Raw genomic sequence first — 25,182 nt, forward strand, 5'->3', positions numbered from 1 at the left:
CTTGCTGGCCCGCGGGACGCGGTCATGCCTCCCGCGGCCCCGGGCGTACGGACCGCTTTACTCCTCGAGCTCCTTGATCATCTTCTGGAGCATCTTGCGTGTCTGGTCCGGGCGCTCCGCAACCACCGCCAGCCACTCCAGAGTCATGGTGTACTGCTCGACGTCAGCGCGCTTCTCCTGGAAGAGACAGCTCGTCAACTGCTCCACGTAGACCACGTCGGGCAGGTCGTACTCCGGGTAGCGCAGGATCGTGAACGACCCGGTCTCCGCCGCGAACACGCCCTGGTGGAAGGGGACGATCTGCAGCGTGATGTTGGGGGCCATGCTGAGGTCGTACAGGTGCTCCAACTGGGCGCGCATCACCTCAGGCGTGCCCACTGGTCGCCGCACCGCGGGCTCATCGATGATCACCCACAGCTTGACATTGTGGTTCTTCCGGATGCGCTCCTGCCGGCGCATGCGTGTGGCGATCCGGTGCCGGGCCGCATCGTCCAGCTTCTTCCTACCGCCGCGGGTCACCACCGCGCGGGCGTAGTCCTCGGTCTGCAAAAGCCCTGGGACGAACTGGGTCTCATAGACCCGCAGTTGGGTGGCGGCTTCCTCCATGCCCACGTAGGACTGGAACCAGCTCGGCAGGGAGTCGCCGTACTGCTGCCACCAGCCAGGCTCGTTGGCTTCGCGCGCCAGCTTGAGGAATGAGTCGCGAACCGCCTCGTCCTCCACTCCGTAGAACGTCAGCAGGTCCTCGACGTCACGGGTTTTGAAACCGACGCGGCCCAGCTCGATGCGGCTGATCTTGGATTCGGAACCGCGGATTTTGTACGCGGCGTCAGCTCGGGAGATCCCTTTGGCTTCCCGCAGCCGGCGGAGCTGGGAACCGAGCAGCATGCGCCGTACTGTCGGGCCGCTCCCCGGCTCTGGCTGAGCCACATTCACCGCTGCTTCCTCCCCACCCAGTGGCTCGTCAAAAACCCATTCCCGCGGGACTCTCTCCCGTACCACGTTGTTCTAATGGTTACACGATATCGCCTAAGAGTCCGGGTTTTCCGTGGTTCTATGCCGCAATCACCTGAAAAAGCCCCACGGACCGGAAGGCTGCGGTTTCTCCGGCTCACTCCCCTGGGTCACCCGAAAAGCGCCCAGACGAACTTGCCGCCCGCCACGGTCGGGACCACGCCCCAGCGGCGGCTGAAACAGGAGATGAGCTGGAGCCCTCGCCCAGTTTCTGCCATAAAGTCCGGTTCTCTGCGCTGCGGTATTAAGTCGCTGCTATCGCGGACCGCGCAGATGAATTCTGCTCCGCGGCGCATCACGCTGAGCTGGATGATGTTCTCCTGCTCTTTCCCGATCCGGGGGACGGCGTGTCGCAGCGCATTGGTGACGAGTTCGGAGACCACGAGCTCGACGTCGCTGGCGTACCGGACCATTCCCCACTCACGCAGGGCTGCCATAGCGAGTTCGCGGGCGAGCTTCACGGCACCGTAATCCGGGGCCAAGCTCCACAGCAGGCTGTCGTAGCTGGCTGTCCCCGGGTAGGAGTTCCACCGTGACAGCCCATTGCGCAGCGGGGTAAGCCACCAAGCGCGCTCTGCCGCGACAAGAGTTGGTGTTGGCGCCGCTTCCTGTCCGGGCGTCCTCTTGACAAACCTCTGGGAAGAATGTCCGGTCACCGCGATCCCCTTGCCGTCGTCTCGAGCGCTCGCAGGTAAGAGGACTATGCAAATGCAAGGATCGTATGCACGTGCACGTGCCTCTCGGAAGGCATCCTAGAACATTCGCTCCGGTTATCTGTTGAAGAGCGAACAAAAAAGGCTGCGATTCTGCCGCACTTTCCAGGACAGCAGTGAACTTTCCTGGCACCACCTAATACGAACTGGGAAGACTCCACCCCGTGGCCCACACCGCGCCGGCGGTGCCTGCTCCGCTGAATGCTGTATCCCATCCCGCCTTGCGGGCGTTCCCACAGCAGGCGCACAGGAAACCACCCCTGACATACCATCCAGTCGGTACGACTGGTTAGGATCGCCTCAACCGTGCACTGGACGGCCGGGTCCGGACCGGTTCACCGACTGTCATTGGAGGAGACACCATGCCCCAGACCCCTCGTGTCGCAATCGTCACGGGTGCGGCCCGTGGAATCGGCGCCGCCACCGCGCAGCGCCTGGCCGCCGAAGGGCACGCGGTCGCAGTACTCGACCTCACCAAGGAGAGCGCGCAGGCCACGGTGGACGCGATCACCGAAGCCGGAGGCAAAGCGATCGCCCTCGGTGCGGACGTCAGCGACACCCAGCAGGTTGAAGCCGCGGTCAAGGAGACCGCAGAACGGCTCGGCCCGCCGACCATCCTGGTGAACAACGCCGGGGTGATCCGCGACAACCTGCTGTTCAAGATGACCGACGATGACTGGGACACCGTGATGCGGGTCCACCTGCGCGGTGCGTTCCTCATGTCGCGGGCAGCCCAGGCCTATATGACCGAGCAAGGCTGGGGCCGCATCATCAACCTGTCCAGCAGCTCGGCGCTAGGCAACCGCGGACAGGCCAACTACTCCGCAGCCAAAGCCGGCCTGCAGGGCTTCACCAAGACGCTGGCGATCGAACTCGGGAAATTCGGCGTCACCGCCAACGCGGTCGCTCCCGGATTCATCGTCACCGACATGACACGGGCCACCGCCCAGCGGATCGGCGTGGACTTCGAAGAATTCAAGGCGGCCCGCGCCGCCCAGATCCCGGTGCGCCGGGTCGGTGTGCCTGAGGACATCGCCGCCACCGTGGCTTTCCTCGCCAGTGAAGAAGCCGGCTACATCTCCGGACAGGTGATCTACGTCGCCGGCGGCCCGCTGGACTAGTTCCGCCCGCGGAGGACGGCAGCGCGGACCGCTTCGCCCCCGCGCGGCCAGTACCGCTGCCCCTCCCGTTTTGAGCCGCGCGGGGGACCGGGACGGCCCTGGTCCTCCCGCGCGGAATGCCCCTCCCGCTCCTCCAGGAAGGTTGTGACGTGACCCCGTCCTCTGAGGCTCCACCGGATGCCGCGGAACTACGCGCCCGCGTCGCCGCATTCGTCGCGGAACACGACCCCGCCACCACCGACCAGACCGAGTTCCTCGCCGCCCGGTACGACGCGGGCCTTGCCTGGGTGCACTTCCCCAAAGGCGCGGGCGGGCTCGGCGCTCCCTGCGCGTTGCAGAACGTCGTCGACGCGGAGTTCGAACGCTTCGGTTTCGTCCCCGTCGACCGGGAAGGCCTCGTGATCGGCCTGGGCATGGCGGCCCCCACCATCGCTGCCTTCGGCACCCCGGAGCAGCGTGACCGCTTCCTCAAACCGATCTACACCGGGGAAGAAGTCTGGTGTCAGTTGTTCAGCGAGCCCGGAGCCGGATCAGACCTGGCCGCCGTCGGCACCCGCGCGGTCCGCGACGGAACAGACTGGGTGATCGACGGCCACAAAGTGTGGACCTCGCTGGCGCACCGGGCCCAGTGGGCCATCCTGCTGGCCCGCACCGACCCGGACGTGCCGAAGCACCGCGGCCTGACCTACTTCCTCTGCGATATGACCGCCCCGGGGGTCACGGTGCGCCCGCTGCGCCAGATGACCGGGGAAGCCGAATTCAACGAGGTATACCTGGACGAGGTGCGGATCCCCGACAGCCTCCGGCTCGGCGGGGTCGGGGAAGGGTGGAAGGTCGCGCAGACCACGCTGATGAACGAGCGGGTCTCCATCGGCGGCCGCCCCGAACCCCGGGAAGGCGGGCTCATCGGCATAGTCAGCGACCTGTGGCGGAGCCGTCCCGACCTGCGCACCCGTGGACTCCACGAGGAGCTTCTGCGGCTGTGGGTCGCCGCGGAAGCCGCCCGGTTGACCAAGGAGCGGCTGCGCCAGCAGCTCGCCGCGGGCCAGCCCGGCCCTGAAGGATCGGCGACCAAACTCTCCTTCGCTGAACTCAACCAGCGCATCAGCGGTCTGGAACTGGAGCTCCGCGGGGTGGAAGGACTCACCTACGACGACTGGACCTTCCGCCGCCCGGAGAAACCGGACCTGCTGGGTCGGGGCCCCGGCTTCCGCTACCTGCGCGCCAAAGGCAACTCGATCGAGGGCGGAACCTCAGAGATCTTGCGCACCATCATCGCCGAACGCGTCCTGGGACTGCCCCCGGAACCCCGGGCCGACAAAGACCTCGCCTGGAAGGACCTGCCCCGTTGAGCGAATCCGAGCTGAATCTGCTGTACAGCGAGATCGAGCAGGAGCTGCGCGCCAGCGTCCGGGAGCTGCTGGCCCACCGGTGCCCATGGCAGTCCGTCCTCGACCGTGTCTCGCACCATGCTCCGGCAGAGGTCACCGACCGTGCCCTGTGGCAGGAACTGGCGGAGCTGGACGTCCTCGGCCTCTTCGTTCCCGAAACGCTCGGGGGCGCCGGCGCTACGGCACGGGAGGCGTCGTCCGTCGCTGAAGAGCTGGGCCGGGCCGTAGCCCCGGTCCCGTTCCTCGGCAGCGCCGTGCTGGCCACCGGTGCCCTGGTGGCGCTGGGCACTGCAGAGGAGCAGGTGCGCGCCCTGCTCACGGACCTGGCAGCCGGGCAGCGCTGCGCCACACTGGTAGTGCCGCTACCCACGGCCCCCGGGTCTGGCTTCCCCTCCCAGGTCCGCGCGGACGGCTCCCAGTTGACGGGCACGGTTCCCGGCGTGGTGGACGCGCTCAGCGCGGACGTGCTGGTCGTGCCCGCTCTCGGCGCGGAGGGACCCGGCCTGTACCTGCTCCCCGCCGACCAGGCGACCCTGAGTCCTGTGGTGAGCCTGGACCAGACCCGGCCGCTCGCCGAAGTGACCCTCACCGGTGCCGAAGCGACCAGGGTGGCCGTCGGCCAGCAGGCGGTCGACGCAGTGGAGGCCGCACTGCTCACCGGCGCGGTCCTGTTGGCCGCAGAGCAGCTCGGCACTGCTGAGTGGGCGTTCGACACGACCGTGGCCTACCTGAAGGAGCGCGTGCAGTTCGCCCGCCCGATCGGTTCTTTCCAAGCGCTCAAGCATCGGGTTGCCGACCTGTGGGTACTGCTCGCCCAAGCCAGAGCCGTGGTGCGGCATGCGGCGAGTGCGCTCGCCGCTGACTCGGAGGACCTCCCGCTTGCTGCGGCGCTCGCTCAAGCCTTTGTGTCCGAGGTCGCGGTGAAGGTCACGGAGGAAGCAGTGCAGTTGCACGGGGGGATCGGCTTCACCTGGGAGCATCCGGTCCACCTGTACCTGAAGCGCGCCAAGAGCGCGTCGCTCAGCCTGGGGACGGCGGACCGGCACCGGGCGCGGATCGCGGATCTCGTGGGTCTTCCTCCCGCCCCGTGACGGGGGTGCCGGGGCCTGAGGGGGGCGGTCCCGGCACTTTTCCTCGGCCGGGTCACTGTCTCGTTGCGTCGCTGAGCGCGGCGGCCACCTCGGCAACGACGTGTTCGATGCGGGCGATGCCGCCGGCGTAGTCGCGGTGGCGGTCGGAGAGCACGACGATCAGGTATTCGTGTTCTGCCCCCGCGACTCGGCCCGCGCTGGTGAGCACCCACCGGTCTCCGTCGCTGCTCCGGGGCACCCAGCCGTTCTTCAGTTCCACGGTGTCGCCTTCGCTTGCCGCCGCGGAGATCCCCCAGGCTTGCTCCGGTGCCACGGTGCCGAGCAGTTGACTGGCGTAGTCGCGGCTGCGTTCGGAGAGCGGGCTGTCCCCGGTGAAGACGATGCGGAGCAGCCGCAACTGGTCGGCGGCGGTGGTCTCGGTAGCGCCCCAGACACCGCGCCCGCTGGGCCTGGTGGCGTGCAGGCCGAGCCGCTCGTTGCCGCGGGCGAACCCTGCGTCGAAGCCGATCCGCGCATAGAGGTCGTTGGTGGCGTCGTTGTCGCTGTAGCGGATCATCTCGGCAGCCAGCCGCTCCTCTTCAGCGGACAGTTCCCGGCCTTCATCTTCGGCGCGGAGCAGGAGCAGCACGAGGATGTTGAGCTTGACCAGGCTCGCTGTGGTGTAGGTTTCCCCGGCCCGGTAGGAGTAGGTGGCGCCGCTCGCCAGGTCGTGGAGGGCGAGGGAGAGCCGGCAGTCCTCTCCGGCGAGGTAGTCGTCGATGACGCGGGTGAGGCGGTCGTATTCGGCGGGGCTCAGCGGCGGTGGCTGCGGGGTTTCGGTGGGGGGCGGGCTCGGCCGTGGGGTGGGGGCCGGTGCCGGGACGGGCGGCTGCGCGGGCGGTCCGCTGGCATGCCGCGGGGTGAGCAGCGCGAGCACGGTGACGGCGGCTAGGAAGGCCAAGGTGAGGAGGAAAGCCCTGCGCGCTGGGGCAGAGTGGGCGGGTGCCGCTGAATGCTCTCGCATGCCGACCGCCTTCGCCGAGAAGACCGGACTCCGCGATCGCGGACTCGTGCCCCCAACCTTGCCACAATCTGCCCGAATTCATCACCTTTGCTCCCCATAGTCGGGGGCGAGGAGGACCCAAGGCGAGGGCTGCTAGTCGAGCCCTCGGGCGCTCAACGCCAATCCGAGCGCTTCAGCAGAGCGGATCAGGTTCACGATGACCGGGACCACCATGCGGTGCGCCCCGCCACGCAGCCCACGCGCCACATACGCTTCGCGGGAGGCCCGCCACGCCTCCGCCACCATGGGGATGCAGCGGATGGTCAGTGCGAGGACCAGTCCCACCCGTTCCGGCCGCACCCCCACGTGCTGCAGCGGACGGGCCAGCCTGGTGAACAGGTCGAGCATTGCGCTGACCGGGGTCGTGCGGGTGACCAGTCCGGCCAGCAGGATGACCGCGGTGAGCTGGGAGCACACCCGCACCGCGGTGTGCACGTCGGTGAAGACAGCGTGGAAGACCGCGATGGCGACCAGGAACAGCAGCACCGGCCGGAACGCGTGCCACAGGTGGGCGGCCAGTCCCCACAGGATGTAGAGCAGGACCACTGCGAGCACGGCGCCTAGCGACACCCACGGGTCGGCGAGGACCACCAGCACGGTGACCGTGCCCAGCAGGGCGAGGAGTTTCACGCCTGCCGGGATCCGGTAGGGCAGCGAGGTGCCCGGCACGTAGAGCCCGACAGTGTTCACGGCCGCTGCTCCATCAACGCGACGTAGTAGGCGACGGCGTCCTCGGGTGCCCCGTCGAACACGATCTTCCCGGCGTCCATGACCAGCACCCGGTCGAAGCCGCTGAGCGTGTCGAGGTGGTGGGTGAGCAGGATGACCTGCTGGGGCAGGGTGCGCAGGGTCTCCGTGATGATCCGCACGTTGCGCAGGTCCAGCAGGGTGGTGGGTTCGTCGCAGACGAGGATCTGCGGCTCGGTGACCAGGACCGAGGCCAGGGCCAGCATCTGCTTCTGCCCGCTGGACAGCAGGTGGGCGGGGTGGTCGCGATGTTCGAGCAGTCCGTGCCGGGCGAGGGCCTCATCGACCCGGGCCTCGATCTCGTCGCGGCTGAGCCCGCTGTCCCGCAGTCCGATCCGCACGTCCTCGGCGACCGTCGGCATGATGATCTGGGTGTCTGCGTCGGGGAAGACGAAGCCGACCCGGCGCCGGATCTCCTTGACGTGGTCGCGCGTGTCCAGGCCGTCGACCAGGACCCGACCCGTATCGGGCACGATCAGGCCGTTGACCATGCGGGCCAGAGTTGATTTACCTGAGCCGTTGGCGCCGATCAGCCCGATACGGTGCTCCCGCAGGTCAAGGGAGACGTCGTCGACGACGACGCGGTCGCCGTAGGCGTGGGTCACATGCTCTATCCGGATCATGAGCGCGGTCCTGCAGCGGAGACCCGGTGCCCGGCGGGAGGAACCGGGTAGGCGCGGTGCACGCTGGCCGCGATCAGCGTGGCGACGACCGCTTTGATGACGTCGCCGGGAACGAAAGCGGCGAGCGCGATCAGCGCGGCCGTGGCGTCCAGCCCGGCGACGACAGCCATCCACGGGCCGCCGATCAGGTAGCACACGCCGATCCCGCCGACCAGGTTGATGAGCAGGCCCGGCCAGAACCGGTATGCGGGCAGCATGCGGTCGGTCAACAGCCCGATGACCAGGGCCACGAAGATCCAGCTGATGAGGAATCCGCCGGACGGTCCGGCGAAGGAGGCCAGTCCTCCCCCGCCTCCAGACAGGATGGGGAGTCCGGCGAGGGCCAGCGCGAGGAAGGTGGCGATCGCCAGCACCCCGCGTTTGGCGCCGAGAATGGCGGGGGCGAGCATGACGATCAAGGTCTGGAGAGTGATCGGCACACTGCCCACCGGGATTCCGGGTACCAGGCTCATCGCGGCGAGCAGTGCGGCGAACAACGCGATCAGTGCGAGGTCGCGCGCTGTCAGCCCGCGGTAACGGGGGGACGACGATGGGGAGACAGTCATAGTCCAAGTCCTTGGTCCGTATACGGTTTTGGAGGAAATCTCCAAGCCCATTGTGGCCACCCGATCTTGAGCAGCAGATATGCGGCCTAGAACAGCTTTCTACAATCGGGCCTTATGGGGTTCCTCCAAAAAATTCCGCTTTTCCGTTCCTCGCCGTGTGGTGGGCCACACGGAGGTATGGCGCACCGCACGGCGCGAAGACGGACCGTGGACGGGTCATTCGACCGCGGCAGGCAGGACGCACACCGGCGTCGGCAGGTCCAGGGTGGAACACGCCGGTCCAGGAATCCCGCTCTCCGCGTCGATGGGGAGGACGGTCAACGTCTCAGAGTTCTGGTTGGCGACGACAAGGTAGCCGTCGACCAGGGCGAAGTGGCGGGGCCACGCGCCCCCGGTGGGGGTGTCAGCTAGGCGGCGGATCCGCGTACCGTCCGCGGACACTTCGAAGGTGGCGATCGTGTCCGCTCCCCGGTTGGCGACGTAGAGGCGACGCTCGTCCGCAGAAAGCGCGATCTCAGCTGGATAGTTGTCGTCGGCGGCCCCGGTGGCGGGCACCGCGTCGAGGATCTCGGCCTGGGCCGTGGCAGGGTCGAACCGCAGCACGTAGACCCGCGAATCCAGTTCTCCGGCCACATACAGGTGCCCGGAGGAGTGGATCGCTAGATGGCGCGGTCCGCTGCCCGGTTCCAGGCGGGCCGCGATGTGCTGAGGGCCGGCAGGCTGGTCCGCCTCCGGGGCGAAGGGGAAGCACCGCAGTTCGTCGGTGCCGAGGTCGACGACCAGCAGGTGGGTGCCACCCGGGGCCACGTAGACGCTGTGGGCGTGCGGACCTTCCTGCCGGTCGGTGCGGGGGCCCGCCCCGGTGTGGGTCAACCGCTGCACTGGTGCAGTGGGGACGCCGGCCGGGTCGAGGGCATGCACGCTCACGCTGCCGTCCCCGTAGTTGGCGACGATCAGGTGTCGCCCCGCGGGGTGGTACAGCAGGTGGCAGGGGTAGGAGCCGCCGGTGATGGCGCTGCCTGCCTCGGTGAGCTGCTGGGTGTCGTGGACTGCGAAGGCGGTGACCCGTCCCGCGGCGAGCTCGTTGACGGCGTAGACCATCGTCTGGTCCGTGGCGGGGACGACAAAGGAAGGCCCGCTGGCGGGCGCCGCCAGTTCCGCTTTGCTCAAGGCTGCGGTGTCCGTGTCGAACCAGACACGCTGCACCCCCGCCGCGTGACCCGCGATACCGGAGTCAGGGGTGTAGGAGCCGATCCACAGCAGTCGGCGTCGTGTCATCGAGGGGATCCTCCTGAGTGTCGTCAACCCCGGCTCTCGGGGCCAGCGCCACTCTAGTTCCCCGGTTCTTTGACTGACAGTGGCCGCCCGTAACCGTAGGAAACCTCCGGAGGGGGTTCACGGCAACAGCGCGTGGAGACGGCGGCGCTCCTCAGCGGTGAAGAAGTGCCCGCCGGGCAGCCGCTCCAACCGGAACGGGCCGGTGGTGTGCTGCTGCCAGGCACGCAGTCCAGCGTCGGTGACGACCGGGTCGTCGAGGCCGCCAACCACCGTGAGCCGCACGTCGAGCGGCGGACCGGGCTGCCAGACATAGGCGTCGGCCGCGGCGAACCCGGCCCGCATCTCGGTGCCGAACACGTAGGCCAGCTCGTCGTCGTGGAGGAGCTCTTCGGGAATCCCGCCGAAGCAGGCGGCGGCCGCGTGCACGAGGGCCACCGGGTCGTCCGGGAAGGTGATCTCCGGTTTCAGGTGTGGGGCGTCCCTCCCGCTGACCACCAGGTGGGTGATTTCGCGCCCTCTCCGCCGCAGCTCCCGTGCGGTCTCGTAGGCGGAGAGGGCGCCCAGGCTGTGCCCGTAGAGGGTCAGGGGTCCCCGCAGGCTGGCCACGGCGTCAGCCTGCCGCTGGGCGTAGACGTCCCACATCGGCGCGGTGCCGGCTGCACAGTCGCGGTGGTCCACGGTGGCGACCCACACGGTGAACCGGTCGCCGACTTCCGCGGCCCACGGCTGGTAGGCGGTGGGCAGGCCGCCCGCGTGCAGGAAGCAGACGAGGTGGGCGCCGGGGGAGGACCTCGAGAAACGGTGGAGGCCGGGGCGTCCCGTCGCAGCGGTCCGTGCGTGGTTCACCGGGCTTGCTGCCCTCTGGGACGGGGTTGCCCCGCCATCTCCGGTCCCTGGGGTAGAGGGGCTACCGGGCCCCGGGTGTGCCCTCACGACCGTGCCCCTTCGCGCATGCGGGCTTCGACCTCGCTGATCGCTTTGAGGACGCGTTTCTCGGAGACGCTGTAGGCGGTGCCGACCTCCTGGGCGAAATAGCTGATCCGCAGTTCTTCCAGCATCCAGCGGATGTTCTCGTGTGCTGGGCCGGGCGGCACTCCCGGGGGGAGCCGGTCGAGCAGTTGCTGGTAGGCCTGGCGCAGCTGCTCGATCTTGGCCATGTTCACCTGGTCGCGGCGGGGGTTGCGGGGCAGCCGCTCCAGGCGCACCTCGATCGCTTTGAGGTAGCGGGTCAGATCCCGGAGCCGCTGGTAGCCGGCGGCGGTGACGAACCCGGGGCCGATGAGCGCGCCGAGCTGGTTCTGGATGTCGGTGATGGACGGCAGGACTGCCAGGCTCGTGACGCTCTTGAGCTGTTTCTCCACCCGCTGTGCCGTGGCGAGGATCTTCTCCACGACCGGGAGGAGCTCCATGACCCGCTCCACCAGGTTCACCCGCACGTGCTCGCGGAGCTTCGCGAACGACTCCGGGTCCCACACCGGTCCGCCCGCCTCGGCGACCAGCGAGTCCACTGCGCAGCCGATGCAGTCGTCGAAGAGGGCGGCGACTGAGCCGTGCGGGCTGCGACTGAACACCAGTGTGGTCTGGTTGCTCAGATGCCCTCGGAGGAACTTGGCCGGGGAGGGCACGGTGAGCATGAGCAGCCGCCGGGTTCCTGCGACCATGGCCTGCTGCTGGGCTGCCGCATTGTCGAAGATGCGCACCCCAACGGTGGTCCCCTCGTCCACGAGGGCCGGATAGCCGCGGACTATGTGCCCGGCAGTGCGGCGTTCGAACGTCCGGGGCAGCGGACCGAAGTCCCAGGAGGTCAGCCCGGTGCGTTCGATGCTCGCGGCCTCCGCCGAGATCGCTTTGCGAAGCCGGGGCTGCAGCCGGCGTCGCAGCTCCTCCAAGTCTTTCGCTTCGGCGAGCGTGCGGCCTTTGTCGTCGACCGCGCGGAACGTCATCCGCAGATAGTCGGGGACCCGGTCGAGCTGCCAGTCGTCCACGGTGACCCGGGGGCCGCCCATCGCGGTGAGCTCCCGCGACAGCGCTTCCAGCAGCGGCTCAGAGTAGGGTTTCAGCCGTTTCAGCACGTCGGCGGCGTAGTTGGGCACGGGAACGAAGCTGCGCCGGATCGCTTTGGGCAGTGACCGCATCAAGGCCACCACCAGTTCTTCCCGCAGGCCGGGGATCTGCCAGTCGAACCCTTCCGGGCTGACCTGGTTGAGGACGTTCAACGGGATGTGGACGGTCACCCCGTCGGCCGCGTCCCCCGGTTCGAACTGGTAGGTGAGCCGGAAGCGGTGCTCGCCTTGCTGCCAGAAGTCCGGGTAGGCCTCTTCGATGCCTTCGCCGGCGTCCTCAGCGACGAGCATCGACTTGTCGAAGTCGAGCAGGCGCGGCTGCTGTTGGCGCACCCGCTTCCACCAGCTGTCGAAGTGCCGGACGGAGACCACTTCAGCGCCGACCCGCTGGTCGTAGAAGTCGAAGAGGACGTCGTCGTCGACGAGGATGTCACGGCGGCGCACCCGGTGCTCGAGTTCTTCGACCTCCTGCAGCAGCTTCTGGTTGCGGCGGAAGAACGCGTGGCGGGTATCCCATTCCCCTTGGACGAGGGCGTGCCGGATGAACAGCTCCCGCGCGGTCTTCGGGTCGATGCGGCCGTAGTCGACTTTGCGCTGAGTGACGATCGGCACGCCGTAGAGGGTCACCCGCTCGTACGCCATGACCGCGCCCCGCTTCTTCTCCCAGTGCGGTTCGCTGTATGTGCGTTTCACGAGGTGGCCGGCGAGCTCTTCCACCCATTCGGGTTCGATGCGGGCATTGACGCGCGCCCACAGCCGCGACGTCTCTACCAGCTCGGCTGACATCACCCAGCGCGGCTGTTTCTTGAACAGCGCCGAGCCGGGAAAGATCGCAAACCGGGCGCCCCGCGCCCCCAGGTACTCGTGTTTCTCCGGGTCTTTGAGCCCGATGTGGGAGAGGAGCCCGGCAAGCAGGGACAGGTGGATGCGCTTGGCGTCGGCAGGGGCGGTGTTGACCTTCATCCCCAAGGACTGCACGATCTGGCGGAGCTGCGCATAGATGTCCTGCCACTCCCGCACCCGCAGGTAGTTGAGGAACTCTTCGCGGCACATTTTGCGGAACTGGTTGCCGGACAGTTCCTGCTGCCGCTCGTTCAGGTAGTTCCACAGGTTCAGGTAGGCCAGGAAGTCCGAGTCGGGGACGGCGAAACGGGCGTGCTTCTGGGCTGCGGCCTGCTGCTGTTCCACCGGGCGTTCGCGGGGGTCTTGGATGGACAGCGCAGCAGCGATCACCATGACCTCGTGGAGGCAGCCGTTGCGGTCGGCTTCCACCACCATGCGGCCCAGGCGCGGGTCGATGGGCAACTGGGCCAGGGTGCGCCCCAGCGCGGTGAGGCGGTGCCGTCCGTCCTTCGCGGGCTGGAGGGCGCCGAGCTCGGTGAGGAGTGCGACACCGTCTTTGACCTGGCGCCGGTCGGGGCCGTCGACGAACGGGAATTCTTCGACATCCCCGAGGCCGAGCGCGGCCATTTGCAGGATGACGGAGGCCAGGTTGGTGCGCAGGATCTCCGGTTCGGTGAACTCCGGCCGGGAGAGGAAGTCTTCTTCCGAGTACAGCCGGATGCAGATGCCTTCGGCGACCCGGCCGCAGCGTCCCTTGCGCTGGTTGGCGGAGGCCTGCGAGATCCGTTCGATCGGCAGGCGCTGCACTTTGGTGCGGTGGCTGTACCGGGAGATTCGCGCGGTGCCCGGGTCGACCACGTACCGGATTCCGGGCACGGTCAGCGAGGTTTCTGCGACGTTGGTGGCCAGGACGATCCGCCGTTTGCCGCGCGGTTGGAACACGCGTTGCTGTTCGGCTGCGGACAGCCGCGCATACAGCGGCAGGATCTCCACGGCCTGCGGGCTGCCTTCGGGGTAGCGGCGGGCCAGGTGTTTCCCCAAGGCCTCCGCGGTGTCGCGGATCTCGCGTTCCCCGCTCAGGAAGACGAGGATGTCGCCGGGGCCTTCAGCGCAGAGTTCGTCCACGGCATCGCAGATGCCTTGGATCTGGTCGCGGTCGTCGGTGGCTGCGACGGTGTCCTCGTCGTCTACCACCTGTTCGGCGGTGAGCGGCCGGTACCGCACTTCGACCGGGTAGGTGCGACCGGACACTTCGACGATGGGCGCGTTGTCGAAGTGTCGGGAGAACCGTTCCGGGTCGATGGTGGCTGAGGTGATGATTACCTTCAGGTCGGGGCGGCGGGGCAGCAGCCGTTTGAGGTAGCCGAGGATGAAGTCGATGTTGAGGCTGCGCTCGTGCGCCTCGTCGATGATGAGCGTGTCGTAGGCGCGCAGCATCCGGTCCTGCTGGATCTCGGCCAGCAGGATGCCGTCAGTCATCAACTTGACCAGGGTGTCGTCGCTGGAGACGTCGGTGAACCGGACTTTGTAGCCGACCCACTCCCCCAGAGTCGTGCCTAGTTCCTCAGCGATGCGGGCAGCGACGGTGCGGGCGGCCAGCCGACGCGGCTGGGTGTGGCCGATCTGTCCGAGCACTCCCCGGCCCAGTTCCAGGCAGATCTTCGGCAACTGGGTGGTCTTCCCGGAACCGGTCTCACCAGCCACGATCACGACTTGGTGGTCGCGGATCGCGGCGAGAATCTCGTCTTTTTTCTGACTGACCGGCAGCTCTGCTGGGTAGTCGATCGCCGGAAAAGCCGAGCGGCGCCGTTCGACTCTGGCTTCGCAGGTGTCGATGTCGGCGCTGATCTCCGCGGCGACAGCGCGGCGCCGGTCGGGGTCGCGGATTTTTTCCGCGCCGTCGATCCGGCGGCGCAGGCGGTGGCGGTCGCGCGGCATGAGTCCGGGCAGGCGGCGCCGCAGGTCAGCGAACGGGGATTTCACGGACGGCGTTTTCATCGCACAGTCAGCATAGGCATCGTGGCCACCGGTTGGTCCTCCGGTGGTTGGAAGGGGGACAACGATGACGAAGACGGCGGTAGTTCCCGAGGACCGGGAGGACATCCTCACGAAGCGCTCGTTTGCTCATGTGGCGACGATCGGCCCGCATGGGGAGCCCCAGTCCAACCCGGTGTGGTTCGAATGGGACGGCGAGTACATCAAGTTCAGCCAGACCACGACCCGGCAGAAGTACCGCAACCTGAAGCGGGACAGCCGGATCGCCCTGTCCGTGCACGACCCGGACGAGCCGCACCGCTACATCGAGATCCGCGGGCGGGCCGAGAAGATCGAGCCGGACCCTAACCGCTCGTTCATCAACAAGATGTCGAAGAAGTATCTGGGCCAGGAGACGTACCCGCCGGAGTCCCCGGGCGAGGAGCGGGTGGTCGTCTACGTCCGGCCGGAGCACACCACTAAGCAGTAAGCTACGGAGTGCAGGGTGGGTCCCGCCCGTTACCGGGCGGGGCCTTCTGCGTTTCCGGCGGGGGGTTCAGCTGCCTGCTGGGCGGGCTGCTTGTCGGTTTTCCGGTGCAGCATGATGCCCACTCCGCTGGCGGCCAGCAGGACGAGTCCGACGATGAGCATGAGGAGTGCGCCGCTGACCGCTCCGTCGGTCCAGTCCCAGATCGCTTCCGGTGCCGCGATCGTGATGCCGAGCACGCCGGTGACGAGGAACACCCATCTCCGCTGCCACTGGTAGAGCACGAGGCTCAGCACGGCGATCGCCGCCGTCAGCGTGTAGGCGAGAACGGGGTGGTCGCCGAGGTGGATCTGTGCCCCGCCCAAGGCGAAGATCGCGGCCATGACGAGTCCGGTCCGCGGGTTGGGCAGTCGCAGGGACACCACGCCCCACACGAGGCCCACCGCGACCACGGACAGGGCGTAGGGCCGGATATCGGTGTCGAGCAGGTCGAACTTCGCCAGGATCGTCCACAGGGCCCACAGGCTGGTGCCTCCGGCGACGAGCAGGCCCACCGCGGTGGGTGCTGCCGTGTAGGCGAGCACGGCGAGTGCCAGGTAGAGGAGGCCGAGAGCGGCGGCGGTCGTGGGGTTGACGGGCTCGAGCGCCACGGTCAAGGCTGTGGGTACGGCGAGCGCGGCGATGACGAATAGGGTGCCGCCCACTCGGCGGCGGGTGGGGGGAAGCGCAGCCCGGTTGCGGAATCGTCCGCCTGTCGCGAAGAGGCCGCCGCCGGCCGCGAGGGCTGCCACGGTGAGCAGCAGGACGGCCTGGCCTAGCTTTTCCAGGTCGACCCAGGTGTACAGCAGGCTGACCATGCCGACGAAGACCAGGCCTCCGCCGATGAAGCCGATGATTTCGGCCCAGCGGACTGGCGTGTCGGGTTCTTCCGCTTCCTGTAGCGCCTGCGCCACTGCTTCGGCCTGCTCCGCGGAGAGGGTTCCCTGTGCTACCAGAGCGTGCAGCGCTTTGCTGCGTGACTCCGCCGTGTTCCGACCGTTGCCCACCGCGGCCCCTCTCTGTGCCACTCCCCGCGGCCTTCGTGATGAGGATCACTGATAGATGCGACAAATACCGCTCTATATTCGCACCAGTGGTGGCGGTTTGCTACTTATTTCACGAATTGTGCACTGGGTAGGCGGAGGGCGACGGAGCGCTGCGGATTCTGCCCAGCCAGGTCAGCGCCGGCATGCCTCGCAGGCCATCGTGGCCAGGAGGCGCCCGGTGCGGCTGGCATACCCGTATGCGAGTGGTCTACGGGAGACGACAGTGTTTCACCGACAAAGCACAACCCCGGCGGACCACCACTGAAGGCGTGTCCCACCGGGGTTTCCATGGTGCGCCATCAGGGACTCGAACCCCGAACCCGCTGATTAAGAGTCAGCTGCTCTGCCAGTTGAGCTAATGGCGCCCGCCCAGGTTTCCTGGGCTCTGAGAAAACTCTACCTGATCTGAGGAGTGGTCGGTGCCGCCGCATCATGCTCCCCCACCGGATCGGGCGCGGCGGTCTGCCGCGGACGCAGTAGACCGATGGGGATGAGGGCCAGGGCAGCCAGGACCGCGGCCGCGCCGTAGTTGGCTGTGAACGCCCACCACTGCGGGTACGGGGAGCTTGCGGGGATGCTGGAGACCACGAGGGCCGCCGCCAGTTGGGCGGAGACCGCCATGGACACGTGGCGCACGATGGTGTTGACTCCGTTGGCGCTCCCCAGGTCGGTGAGGGGCACGGAGTCGGCGATGAGCATGGGAAGCGTCGCGTAGGTGACGCCGCCCGCCAAGCCGAGGACCGCTCCGCCGGTGAGCAGCGCCACGGGCTGGCTGCTCCCTGCGGCCAGGATGACCAGCCCAGCGCACCCAAGCGCCACCCCGAGAGCCAGCGGCAGCCGCGTGCCGAACCGGGCGACCAGCCGCCCGGTGAGCGGCCCCGCGAAGATGAGCAGCACCGCGCCGGGGAGCAGGAAGAGCCCGGAGTGGTCCACGTCCACCCCCAGTCCCACTCCGCTGCTCTTCGGCAACTGCACGATCTGCGGGACGAGGAAGAACATGACTCCGTGGCCAGTGGTCGCCAGCAGGGTGACCAGGTTGGCTGCCCAGACGTTGCGGCGGCGCATCACGTCGAGGTCCACAAGCGGGTGGGAGACCTTGCGTTCCACGACGAGGAACACCGCGAACGCCACGGCGCCCAGGGCGAGCAGGCCCAGGGTCCACGGCGCAGCCCAGCCCCATTCTTCGGCCCGGCTGACAGCGGTGAGCGGCCCGCCCAGCGCAAGGGTGAGCAGGATCGCTCCCAGCCAGTCGACGGTACCGGTCCGTTCTCCGCGGTCTGAGGGGATGGCGCCCGCCACGGTAGCCAGGGCGAGCAGGGCGACCGCGGCAGTAGCCCAGAACAGGCCTTTGTGGCCGAAGTGTCCCGCGACGAGCCCGCCTAGCGGCAGGCCGAGCGCGCCACCCACCCCGAACATGGAGCTGATGAGTCCCATGCCGAACGCGGCACGATCCCGGGGCAGGTGTGCGCTGAGGATCGCATAGGCGAGCGGGAACACGCCGCCGCCCACGCCCATGACGACTCTGCCCGCGATGATGGGGGCGAGCGAGTTACCGAGTGCCGCGATCGCGGCCCCGCCGCCGAAGATAGCGAGGATCGCGCAGAGCACCCGTTTGCGGCCGAAGAGGTCGCCAAGGCGTCCCGTCAGCACGGTGAGTCCGGCCGAGGAGACGAAGAACCCGGTGATCATCCAGGCCACCTGGCTGGCGCTGCTGCCCGTGGCTTCCTGCACCTGCGGGATCACCGGAACGATGGTGTTCTGTGCGGTGGCGTAGGCGAAGGAGGACACCACGAGCGGCGCGGTGATCCGCCACGGGGAAGCGGGGGTAGTCCTGGACGATCGCGCCATGCAGAGCTCCCGGGGGAAATGTTGTCTAGAACACACATCTGATGACAGGACGATAGAGGATGCGGGTGTGCGCGCATGGCCCGGCCTCGGGCTTCCCGGGAGGGCTGTGCCCGCGGATCGATACGGAATCGCGACCGTGCCGGGCCGTGAGCAGCCCAGCGGACAGGGAGCGGGCCATAGCAAGGGCGAGCGTTGTCGGCATTGGTTGCCCGCACAACGAGAAGCACGAGCAGCAGGGGCGCCTGCCCTGGGGGTCCTGGGAGATCCGGTGCAGGGTGCATACCGCGCAGAAAAGCCAGCACCCCGGTACCGCGGTGCTCGCGATACCGGGGTTTCGTGGTGCGCCATCAGGGACTCGAACCCCGAACCCGCTGATTAAGAGTCAGCTGCTCTGCCAGTTGAGCTAATGGCGCGTGCCGGATGCGCCGGTTTGTGCGTTCCGACGTCGGTAACTTTAGCAGGCCCTGCGGATCGCCGCGAACGGATTCGTCCCGTTCGTCGCCCGGCGTCCACCAGGGACGGCGGACGCCGGGCGACATGTGGTCATGACCATGTCAAAACCACGGTGAGGATGATGCCGATTGCCAGAATGACGCTGAGACCGACGAAGACGTACGGCAGGATCGGCCGTCGGGGTTCGGTCTCCTCCTCTCTGTTCTCGGCGACGAAACGCTGGAACTTCTGGGTCGAACCAGCCGGGTCGAGCTGCTCCTCGTTGTTGTACGACATGCATCTGACCCTAGCGATTTCCCGGGGGTGCGCATCCCCCTCCGACGGGTTTTTTCTCGCGGGGTTTCCGTAGGAAGACCGCTCCGGGAGCACCAGTCACCGTCCCCCAGCAGGAGGGGACGGGGCATAGCGCGCCTGGGCAAGCAACTGGGCGTGGAGCTGGGCGGAACGTCCGGTCCGCCGCAGGGCCAGCGCCGCGGCACCGTACTCGCCCGGGGCCGCAGTCACCGGCCGCACCCCGTAGCGTTCGCGGAGCGCGGTGCGCACCCGTTCGGCCACGGGGCCTTCGCGCAGCACTGAACCGGCCAGCACTACCGGGGTCTGCACCGGCGGGGCGAGGACCGCGGCCAGGCTTTCCAGCAGCCGGGAAGCCGCGGTGGAGACGATCTCCACGGCAGCGGCGTCTCCTTCTTCAGCCGCGGCGCACACTCGGGGGGCTAACGAGCCGAGTTCTGCAGGGAGCATGGAGTAGGCGGCTCCGATGAGCGCCTGCCGGCTCCCGGCGGGGACGTGGAGCGCGGCGGCCAGGCGCTCAGTGAGGACCGTGGCGCGGCCGCGCCCGTCCAAGGCGGCGAGTGCCGCGCGCAGGCCGGCGATGCCCAGCCACACGGCTGATCCTTCATCGCCCAGCAGCCAGCCGTATCCGTCGCAGCGGCGTTCGATCCGGCCGTCCCGGATGGTGGCGGCGACCGCTCCAGTCCCGGCGATGAGGACTGCGCCGCTGGGCTCCGCGGTACCGGCGGCGAACGCCACGACGATGTCGTCGCCGACCTCGGGGCGTCCGGGGAGTCCGAGCGTCCGCCAGGCCCGCAGCACGGTCTGCTCCGTGGTGGCCAGGCCCGCTGCCCCGGCACCGGCTACCCCGAATACCGCTGCTGCCACGCTGACCGGCCCGGCCTCGCGGAGTGACGCGGACACCGCGTTGATGAAGGACACCGCGGGGTCCGCGCTGGAGCGCTGATTGGCCCCTCCGGCACGGCCGCGGCCGCGGATGGTGCCGTCGAGGCCGACCAGGAGGCAGCGAGTGTGGGTGCCACCCGCGTCCACCCCGAGGACGACTTCTTCGTTCATGTTCCGCACCTTATAGACACCCGCCCCACCTCCAGCGACGCTCAGTGATACACCACACACTTTCAGTGCCGGTCGAATGTGGTCACTTCTTGGAGCAGCAACGAGGGATCTGTCACAGCGCCCGCCGCGGGGACGTACGCTTCTTTCTCCCGGTCACTGCCACCCGATTTCTTCGCACTGAGACGGACGACCTCGGGTAGAGGCGACTCCGATGGTCCGTCGCCTGGGATACCACCGGGGCGAACTCCGGATCACACTTATGTAGCAACCAAAATTGGCCTTTGCTCCCTTCCGCCCGTTGACGGGAGCTTTCGAAAGAAAGAAACTTTCCAACATGAATCAGATGGCGAAGAGAAGCGACAACGACGGTGTTCTCCCGCCCAAGGAGGGCGGCGCCACACCCAGCACGGTGCTGAAGATCCGCTCGTTGTTGCCCTCCCTGGCGCCCGCCGAACAACGCGTTGCCCAGCGGATCATCGACGATCCCGAAGGGGTGGCCAACTCTTCCATCACCCAGCTCGCTCGGGACTGCGACACCTCGGAAGCCACCGTCATCCGGTTCTGCCGCACCATCGACTTCGCCGGCTACCGGGAACTGCGGCTCCGCCTGGCATCCGAGGCAGGCCAGGCCCGGGGGGCGCGCGGCAGCGTCCAAGAGCTCACCGGCGACATCAACCCGGACGACACGCTCGTCACCGTGGTCCAGAAAATCGCCTACGCTGATGCGCGCGCCGTAGAAGACACCGGCTCCCAACTCGACATAGAAACCCTGCAGCGCGTTATCGAGCTCCTCGACGGAGCCCGCCGTATCGACATCTACGGTGTCGGCGCCAGCGCCTTCGTCGCTTCTGACTTCCAGCAGAAGCTGCACCGGATCGGCATGATCTCCCACGCCTGGACCGACGCCCACGCCATGCTGACCAGTGCCGCGGTGCTGCGCCCCGGGGATGTGGCCGTCGGCATCTCCCACAGCGGCTCCACCAGCGACACCGTCGGGGCACTCGCAGAAGCCCGCCGCAAAGGCGCCTCCACCATCGCCATCACGAACTTCCCGCGCTCACCCATCAGCGAGGTCAGCGACCACATCCTCACCACCGCAGCCCGCGAGACCACGTTCCGCTCCGGAGCGACTGCCAGCCGTCTCGCCCAGTTGACGGTGATCGACTGCGTGTTCGTCGGCCTTGCCCAACTGCGCTACGCCGACACCCGGGAAGCGCTGGAAGCCACCTACGAGGCGGTGCGTGGCCTCCGCATCTCCAGAGAGGAGCGGCGCCGGTCCTAAGCGCGCGTACTCCACCGCGGAGGGCCCCACCAGCACGGACATGAGACAGCGGTAGGCGGCGACCGAAGCACGGTCGCCACTGGCGAAGGAGATTGACATGCACACCGCACCGGTAGAGATCGTGCGCGCCCCCACAGAGGCGCGCAACAGCAGCACCAAAGACATCGACCTGCTGCCGACCGCGGACATCCTGCGGTTGATCAATGCCGAGGATGCGACCGTGCCCCGTGCCGTAGCGGAGGTTCTCCCCGAACTCGCCAAGGCTGTCGACCTCGGGGTGTCAGTGCTCCGCCACGGCGGACGGATCCACTACTTCGGGGCCGGCACCTCGGGCCGCCTTGCCACCATGGACGCTGCCGAACTTCCCCCCACCTTCGGCATCGCCCGGGACCGGGTGGTCGCCCACCATGCTGGCGGCCCCTCCGCGCTGATCCACGCCTGCGAAGGCATCGAAGACGACTTCTCCAGCGGGCGCGCCGACGCCGCCACGGTGACCTCTGCTGACCTCGCCATAGGCCTGACAGCGAGCGGCCGCACCCCCTACGTGGCCGGGGCTCTGGACCGTGCCCGCGAAGCAGGGGCCCGCACCGTCCTGGTCACCGCGGACCCCCACTCCGCGCTCGCCGCTGACGTGGACGTGCACATCGGCGTAGCGACCGGCGCCGAAGTCATCGCCGGCTCCACCCGGATGAAAGCGGGAACCGCGCAGAAGCTCATCCTCAACGCTTTCTCCACCGCGGTCATGGTCCGCCTCGGCTACACCTATTCCAACCTGATGGTCGGAGTGGTAGCCACCAACGCCAAACTGCGGGGACGGATGGTCACCATCCTCACCGAGGCCACCGGCCTGTCCGAAGAGGACTGCGCTGAAGCGCTCCACCGCGCCGACGGAGACACGCGGATCGCCCTGGTCTGCCTGCTCACCGGCGTGGACGTTCCCACTGCGGCCCACGCCCTGCACGCCGCGCACGGCTCAGTGCGCGCCGCGCTCCGGGAGCTCGCCCGCACCTAGCCCGGAGCGACGGCAGTGGTGCCGGCCCAGGCGTGGCTGGACTATCCCGCCTCGTCGGACCGTTCTGCGGCCAGCGCCTCCTCCACCGCGGTCTCCTGGGGCCCGAGGAACGTTGGCTCCGGCTGCACCGCCATGTCGAACAGCGCTTTGACGGAAGCAGGAACCTCCCGCGCGTACCCGTACAGCATGGCCGGGGCACGATCCTCCCACGCTGGATCGCCGACACCGACCACTTCGAGCCCTGCTGCCCGGCACAGCGCCACCGCACGAGGCAGATGGAAGGTCTGTGTGACGACAGTGACCGACTCCACGCCGAACACTGCGCGCGCCCGCACACACGACTCCCAGGTGCTGAACCCGGCGTAGTCGCGCGCGATCTTCACCGCGGGCACTCCGGCAGCGACCAGGTAGTCGTACATCACCTCGGTCTCGTTGTAGTGCTCCTGGCTGTTGTCCCCGCTCACCAGCAGAGCTTCGACCCGGCCTGAGCGGTAGAGTTCCGCGGCTGTCTCCAGCCGGCGCTCCAACAGCCGGGTGGGCTCCCCTTCCGGGGTCACCCCAGCTCCCAGCACCAAGGCCACTGGACGCTCCGGGGCCTCCCCGAGGGTGTAGCGGTCAGCCGCGGTGGTCAGGTGCAGCCACCCGATCGGTGCGGCTAGTGCTGCGCACAGGAGCAGCATGGCCCCCGCCACCACCCAGCCGCGTCGCACCGCGATTCCTCCGTTGTCGGTCGTGCGTTGCTGTTCCACCGTAGTCACGACCGGTGTGATGCGCAGAAAAGCCCCGATGTTCCGCTCCTCTGGCGGTGTGCCCCGTCCCCGCCCTGCAGCGCCCCGAGTTCCCTTCGTCCTCACCGAGACGATTGCCAGTTTCTGTCACTCTCTGCTGCTAATGATCAGAAAAGTACTCGGGTGGGAACGATCACCGTGGTGTCCCCACCGCACTGACGCACACGGGTGTAAGGAGGGAGGCTCATGCCGCGGCTCGCCATCGACGCGACGTGCCTTCCACAGTACGACCGCTTAGACCGCCCCACCCGAGAACGGCTGGCCGCGATCACCCGCAAGTTCCGGGAACTGCCTCTGCCCGCGCTGTTGTCCCACCCGGATCTGCGGATCCGGGAACTTCCGGAAGGACAGGATCCCCGTATCCGCACCTTCCGGATCAGCGACTCGTGGACCGGGGTCCTCCTCGCTCCCGAATCCGGAGAGACCTTCCTGCTGGTCCACCTGCTGCCCCGGGAGAACGCCGAGCAGTGGGCGGCCGACCAGCGCCACGACGTCAACAGGGTGATGGGCACGCTGGAGCGGCGCAACGCCACCGCGCTCGCCCAGCACACCGCAGCTCCGGCTACTCCCCCGGCGCCGACGCGGCCCGCCCTGTTCTCCGACATCAGTGACGAGGCCCTGCGCCAGCTCGGCGTGGACTCCGAAACCATCGCGTTCTGCCGCACCCTCACCTCGCGTGAGGAACTCGTCGACTGGAGCCCGGCGATCCCGCAGGACCAGTACGAGGTGCTGCTCCACCTGCTGGACGGCATGCCCGTCGACCAGGTGATGCGCGAAGTGGTGCAGCCGCGCCGTGCGCTCTCGGGCGGCTCCGTTGCCTCGGACGACTACGACACCGCTATCCGCAACACCCGGCACCGGGTGATGCTGGTCGACGACGATGCCGACATTGAAGAGGTGCTGGGCCGCGAATTCGACGCGTGGCGGGTCTTCCTCCACCCCACCCAGCGCACCCTGGCCTACCGGCCGGTGTTCAACGGCCCGGTCCTGGTCCACGGCGGCCCTGGCACCGGGAAGACGGTGGTGGCCTTGCACCGCGTCAAATACCTGGCGGAACACCTGCCGCTGGGCGGCCGGATCCTCCTGACCAGCTTCACCAACGCCCTGGTGGAAGCGGTGCGGCGGGATCTGGCCCTGCTCCTCGACGAGGAGCTGCGCGCCGACGTGGACGTCATCACCGCGGACAAGCTCGCGCTGGATATCGTCCGCGAAGAGTGGCCCGAAGTCAGCCTGCGCCCGGAGTCGGATACGCGCGGCCTGTTCGCCAACGTGGTCAGCAAGCACTCCCTGCCCTGGTCGGCTGATTTCGTGTTCCAGGAGTACCGGCATGTCGTGATGGCCCAGGACATCACCACCGTCGACGGCTACCTGGACCCGGATGCCCGGCGCGGCCGGTCCCGGCCGCTGACCGTGGACGAGCGGCGGGAAGTGTGGCACGCCATCGCGACAGCACGTGCGTTGATGCGGCGGACCAAGCAGCTGTCGGCCCTGGAACTGCACGCGGAGGCGACCCGGATCCTCAACGCACGCACGGAGAAGCCGTACACCAACGTTGTCGTCGACGAGGGCCAGGACCTGCACCCAGCGCAGTGGCGGACGTTGCGGGCCGCGGTCGCGCCCGGCCCCAACGACATGTTCATCGCCGGGGACAACCGACAGCGCATCTACGACAACACCGTGTCTTTCCGCCAGTTGGGGATCAACGTGGTGGGCCGCTCGTACCCGTTGCGGATGAACTACCGCACCACCACTGAGATCCTGACCTGGGCTGAGCAGATCATGCAGGGGGAGGATGCCGGGCTGGGCATGGATGCCGCGGAGCCGGCCGGGGTGACCCGGTCGCTGCTGCAGGGTGCCCCGCCTGTGCTCTACGGGGCGCCGGATGCCGCCGCTGAACTGGTGGCGCTCGCCCGCCAGGTCCGTTCGTGGCTGGCCAAGGGGATCGCTCCCGGGGATATCTGTGTGACGGCACGCACCCGCCGCGGGGTCACGGAGGTGGTGAGCGCGCTGCGCCGCCACGGCATCCCCGCCGCACGGTTCAACCCGCAGCAGCACACCGTGGACGACTCCGCGGACGCGGTCCGGGTCACCACCATGCACGGGGTGAAAGGTCTGGAGTTCCGCGCGGTCGCGGTGACCGGGGTGACCGCGACCGCGCTGCCGTTGATGGACCACGTCACCAGTCCGGACCTGGATGAAAACCAGCACCGCTCCGATCTGGCCGCGCAGCGCAGTCTGCTGTACGTGGCCTGCACTCGGGCGCGTGAGGCGCTGTATGTGAGCTGGCACGGCGATCCCAGCCCGTTCCTTCCCCTCCGGTGATCCGGGCCGGGGTGCCGCTGCCACGGCAGGCCCGGGCGCCGCGGAGAGCCGGG

21 protein-coding genes and 2 tRNA genes are annotated in these 25,182 nt (G+C 68.2%); 7 read left to right on the top strand and 16 right to left on the bottom strand.

What is annotated here, in order from left to right; translation table 11 throughout:
* Positions 1-57: 57 nt before the first annotated feature.
* Both TFU_RS11425 and TFU_RS11430 read right to left on the bottom strand, forming a co-directional pair.
* Complete coding sequence (locus TFU_RS11425; RefSeq protein WP_016189075.1) at positions 58-888, bottom strand: helix-turn-helix domain-containing protein; 831 nt, start codon at positions 886-888, stop codon at positions 58-60.
* 236 nt (positions 889-1,124) lie between these two features.
* On the bottom strand, positions 1,125-1,670 hold the full coding sequence (locus TFU_RS11430) for an ATP-binding protein (RefSeq protein WP_011292730.1): 546 nt from the start codon (positions 1,668-1,670) through the stop codon (positions 1,125-1,127).
* A gap of 419 nt (positions 1,671-2,089) precedes the next feature.
* Here TFU_RS11430 and TFU_RS11435 point away from each other — a divergent pair, with 419 nt between their 5' ends.
* The 3 genes from TFU_RS11435 to TFU_RS11445 all read left to right on the top strand — a co-directional run bounded on the left by TFU_RS11435 (position 2,090) and on the right by TFU_RS11445 (position 5,330).
* Positions 2,090-2,848 (top strand): beta-ketoacyl-ACP reductase, encoded by a 759-nt coding sequence (locus TFU_RS11435; RefSeq protein ID WP_011292731.1) that lies wholly within the window; start codon positions 2,090-2,092, stop codon positions 2,846-2,848.
* 116 nt (positions 2,849-2,964) lie between these two features.
* Positions 2,965-4,200 (top strand): acyl-CoA dehydrogenase family protein, encoded by a 1,236-nt coding sequence (locus TFU_RS11440; RefSeq protein WP_011292732.1) that lies wholly within the window; start codon positions 2,965-2,967, stop codon positions 4,198-4,200.
* On the top strand, positions 4,197-5,330 hold the full coding sequence (locus TFU_RS11445) for an acyl-CoA dehydrogenase family protein (RefSeq protein ID WP_011292733.1): 1,134 nt from the start codon (positions 4,197-4,199) through the stop codon (positions 5,328-5,330). The genes TFU_RS11440 and TFU_RS11445 overlap by 4 nt, the downstream gene beginning before the upstream one ends.
* 52 nt (positions 5,331-5,382) lie before the next feature.
* Here TFU_RS11445 and TFU_RS11450 read toward each other — a convergent pair whose 3' ends face one another.
* From TFU_RS11450 to hrpA, 7 genes are all read right to left on the bottom strand, one after another.
* Entirely contained in the window at positions 5,383-6,333 is a 951-nt protein-coding gene (locus TFU_RS11450) for a serine hydrolase (protein ID WP_011292734.1), read from the bottom strand.
* Between the two features lie 132 nt (positions 6,334-6,465).
* Positions 6,466-7,062 (bottom strand): energy-coupling factor transporter transmembrane component T family protein, encoded by a 597-nt coding sequence (locus tag TFU_RS11455; RefSeq protein ID WP_011292735.1) that lies wholly within the window; start codon positions 7,060-7,062, stop codon positions 6,466-6,468.
* On the bottom strand, positions 7,059-7,742 hold the full coding sequence (locus TFU_RS11460; RefSeq protein WP_011292736.1) for an energy-coupling factor ABC transporter ATP-binding protein: 684 nt from the start codon (positions 7,740-7,742) through the stop codon (positions 7,059-7,061). The genes TFU_RS11455 and TFU_RS11460 overlap by 4 nt, the downstream gene beginning before the upstream one ends.
* A complete protein-coding gene (locus tag TFU_RS11465) occupies positions 7,739-8,347 on the bottom strand; it encodes a biotin transporter BioY (RefSeq protein WP_016189080.1) in 609 nt (202 codons plus the stop codon). Before TFU_RS11465 ends, TFU_RS11460 begins: the two co-directional genes overlap by 4 nt.
* A 216-nt stretch (positions 8,348-8,563) precedes the next feature.
* A complete protein-coding gene (locus TFU_RS11470; RefSeq protein ID WP_011292738.1) occupies positions 8,564-9,625 on the bottom strand; it encodes a lactonase family protein in 1,062 nt (353 codons plus the stop codon).
* 117 nt (positions 9,626-9,742) lie between these two features.
* The gene (locus tag TFU_RS11475; protein ID WP_011292739.1) at positions 9,743-10,471 is read right to left on the bottom strand and encodes a thioesterase II family protein; all 729 of its coding nucleotides are present in this window, start codon (positions 10,469-10,471) and stop codon (positions 9,743-9,745) included.
* Positions 10,472-10,554: 83 nt separating this feature from the next.
* The gene (gene hrpA / locus TFU_RS11480; protein WP_011292740.1) at positions 10,555-14,529 is read right to left on the bottom strand and encodes an ATP-dependent RNA helicase HrpA; all 3,975 of its coding nucleotides are present in this window, start codon (positions 14,527-14,529) and stop codon (positions 10,555-10,557) included.
* 64 nt (positions 14,530-14,593) lie between these two features.
* Here hrpA and TFU_RS11485 point away from each other — a divergent pair, with 64 nt between their 5' ends.
* A complete protein-coding gene (locus TFU_RS11485) occupies positions 14,594-14,995 on the top strand; it encodes a PPOX class F420-dependent oxidoreductase (RefSeq protein WP_011292741.1) in 402 nt (133 codons plus the stop codon).
* A gap of 29 nt (positions 14,996-15,024) precedes the next feature.
* On the opposite strand, the gene TFU_RS11490 is transcribed toward TFU_RS11485, so the two are convergent.
* The 6 genes from TFU_RS11490 to TFU_RS11515 all read right to left on the bottom strand — a co-directional run bounded on the left by TFU_RS11490 (position 15,025) and on the right by TFU_RS11515 (position 19,725).
* Positions 15,025-16,038 (bottom strand): hypothetical protein, encoded by a 1,014-nt coding sequence (locus tag TFU_RS11490; RefSeq protein WP_011292742.1) that lies wholly within the window; start codon positions 16,036-16,038, stop codon positions 15,025-15,027.
* A gap of 328 nt (positions 16,039-16,366) precedes the next feature.
* Positions 16,367-16,442 (bottom strand) — tRNA-Lys (locus TFU_RS11495).
* 31 nt (positions 16,443-16,473) lie between these two features.
* Positions 16,474-17,925, bottom strand: coding sequence for an MFS transporter (locus tag TFU_RS11500; RefSeq protein ID WP_011292743.1), 1,452 nt, complete (start codon positions 17,923-17,925; stop codon positions 16,474-16,476).
* Positions 17,926-18,262: 337 nt separating this feature from the next.
* Positions 18,263-18,338 (bottom strand) — tRNA-Lys (locus TFU_RS11505).
* Positions 18,339-18,468: 130 nt separating this feature from the next.
* Complete coding sequence (locus TFU_RS11510) at positions 18,469-18,654, bottom strand: hypothetical protein (protein WP_011292744.1); 186 nt, start codon at positions 18,652-18,654, stop codon at positions 18,469-18,471.
* 96 nt (positions 18,655-18,750) lie between these two features.
* A complete protein-coding gene (locus tag TFU_RS11515) occupies positions 18,751-19,725 on the bottom strand; it encodes an N-acetylglucosamine kinase (RefSeq protein WP_011292745.1) in 975 nt (324 codons plus the stop codon).
* Positions 19,726-20,068: 343 nt separating this feature from the next.
* Here TFU_RS11515 and TFU_RS11520 point away from each other — a divergent pair, with 343 nt between their 5' ends.
* Together TFU_RS11520 and murQ are read left to right on the top strand one after the other, a co-directional pair.
* Complete coding sequence (locus TFU_RS11520; RefSeq protein ID WP_016189083.1) at positions 20,069-21,007, top strand: MurR/RpiR family transcriptional regulator; 939 nt, start codon at positions 20,069-20,071, stop codon at positions 21,005-21,007.
* Between the two features lie 97 nt (positions 21,008-21,104).
* On the top strand, positions 21,105-22,019 hold the full coding sequence (gene murQ / locus TFU_RS11525; RefSeq protein WP_011292747.1) for an N-acetylmuramic acid 6-phosphate etherase: 915 nt from the start codon (positions 21,105-21,107) through the stop codon (positions 22,017-22,019).
* A gap of 41 nt (positions 22,020-22,060) precedes the next feature.
* On the opposite strand, the gene TFU_RS11530 is transcribed toward murQ, so the two are convergent.
* Positions 22,061-22,699, bottom strand: a complete 639-nt coding sequence (locus TFU_RS11530) for a SanA/YdcF family protein (RefSeq protein ID WP_255266163.1) — start codon at positions 22,697-22,699, stop codon at positions 22,061-22,063.
* 294 nt (positions 22,700-22,993) lie between these two features.
* On the opposite strand from TFU_RS11530, the gene TFU_RS11535 reads away from it, so the two are divergent.
* Positions 22,994-25,129, top strand: a complete 2,136-nt coding sequence (locus tag TFU_RS11535; protein ID WP_011292749.1) for a 3'-5' exonuclease — start codon at positions 22,994-22,996, stop codon at positions 25,127-25,129.
* Positions 25,130-25,182 lie beyond the last annotated feature (53 nt).

The sequence above is a fragment of the Thermobifida fusca YX genome (assembly GCF_000012405.1).
In the GTDB taxonomy this organism is placed as follows: Bacteria; Actinomycetota; Actinomycetes; order Streptosporangiales; family Streptosporangiaceae; genus Thermobifida; species Thermobifida fusca.

Coding starts and splice junctions, on each gene's coding strand:
- TFU_RS11425 (WP_016189075.1), bottom strand. CDS start 888: ATGCTGCTCGGTTCCCAGCTCCGCCGGCTGCGGGAAGCCAAAGGGATC.
- TFU_RS11435 (WP_011292731.1), top strand. CDS start 2,090: ATGCCCCAGACCCCTCGTGTCGCAATCGTCACGGGTGCGGCCCGTGGA.
- TFU_RS11440 (WP_011292732.1), top strand. CDS start 2,965: ATGCCCCTCCCGCTCCTCCAGGAAGGTTGTGACGTGACCCCGTCCTCT.
- TFU_RS11450 (WP_011292734.1), bottom strand. CDS start 6,333: ATGCGAGAGCATTCAGCGGCACCCGCCCACTCTGCCCCAGCGCGCAGG.
- TFU_RS11460 (WP_011292736.1), bottom strand. CDS start 7,742: ATGATCCGGATAGAGCATGTGACCCACGCCTACGGCGACCGCGTCGTC.
- TFU_RS11465 (WP_016189080.1), bottom strand. CDS start 8,347: ATGACTGTCTCCCCATCGTCGTCCCCCCGTTACCGCGGGCTGACAGCG.
- TFU_RS11470 (WP_011292738.1), bottom strand. CDS start 9,625: ATGACACGACGCCGACTGCTGTGGATCGGCTCCTACACCCCTGACTCC.
- hrpA (WP_011292740.1), bottom strand. CDS start 14,529: ATGAAAACGCCGTCCGTGAAATCCCCGTTCGCTGACCTGCGGCGCCGC.
- TFU_RS11485 (WP_011292741.1), top strand. CDS start 14,594: ATGACGAAGACGGCGGTAGTTCCCGAGGACCGGGAGGACATCCTCACG.
- TFU_RS11500 (WP_011292743.1), bottom strand. CDS start 17,925: ATGGCGCGATCGTCCAGGACTACCCCCGCTTCCCCGTGGCGGATCACC.
- TFU_RS11510 (WP_011292744.1), bottom strand. CDS start 18,654: ATGTCGTACAACAACGAGGAGCAGCTCGACCCGGCTGGTTCGACCCAG.
- TFU_RS11515 (WP_011292745.1), bottom strand. CDS start 19,725: ATGAACGAAGAAGTCGTCCTCGGGGTGGACGCGGGTGGCACCCACACT.
- TFU_RS11520 (WP_016189083.1), top strand. CDS start 20,069: ATGGCGAAGAGAAGCGACAACGACGGTGTTCTCCCGCCCAAGGAGGGC.
- murQ (WP_011292747.1), top strand. CDS start 21,105: ATGCACACCGCACCGGTAGAGATCGTGCGCGCCCCCACAGAGGCGCGC.
- TFU_RS11530 (WP_255266163.1), bottom strand. CDS start 22,699: ATGCTGCTCCTGTGCGCAGCACTAGCCGCACCGATCGGGTGGCTGCAC.
- TFU_RS11535 (WP_011292749.1), top strand. CDS start 22,994: ATGCCGCGGCTCGCCATCGACGCGACGTGCCTTCCACAGTACGACCGC.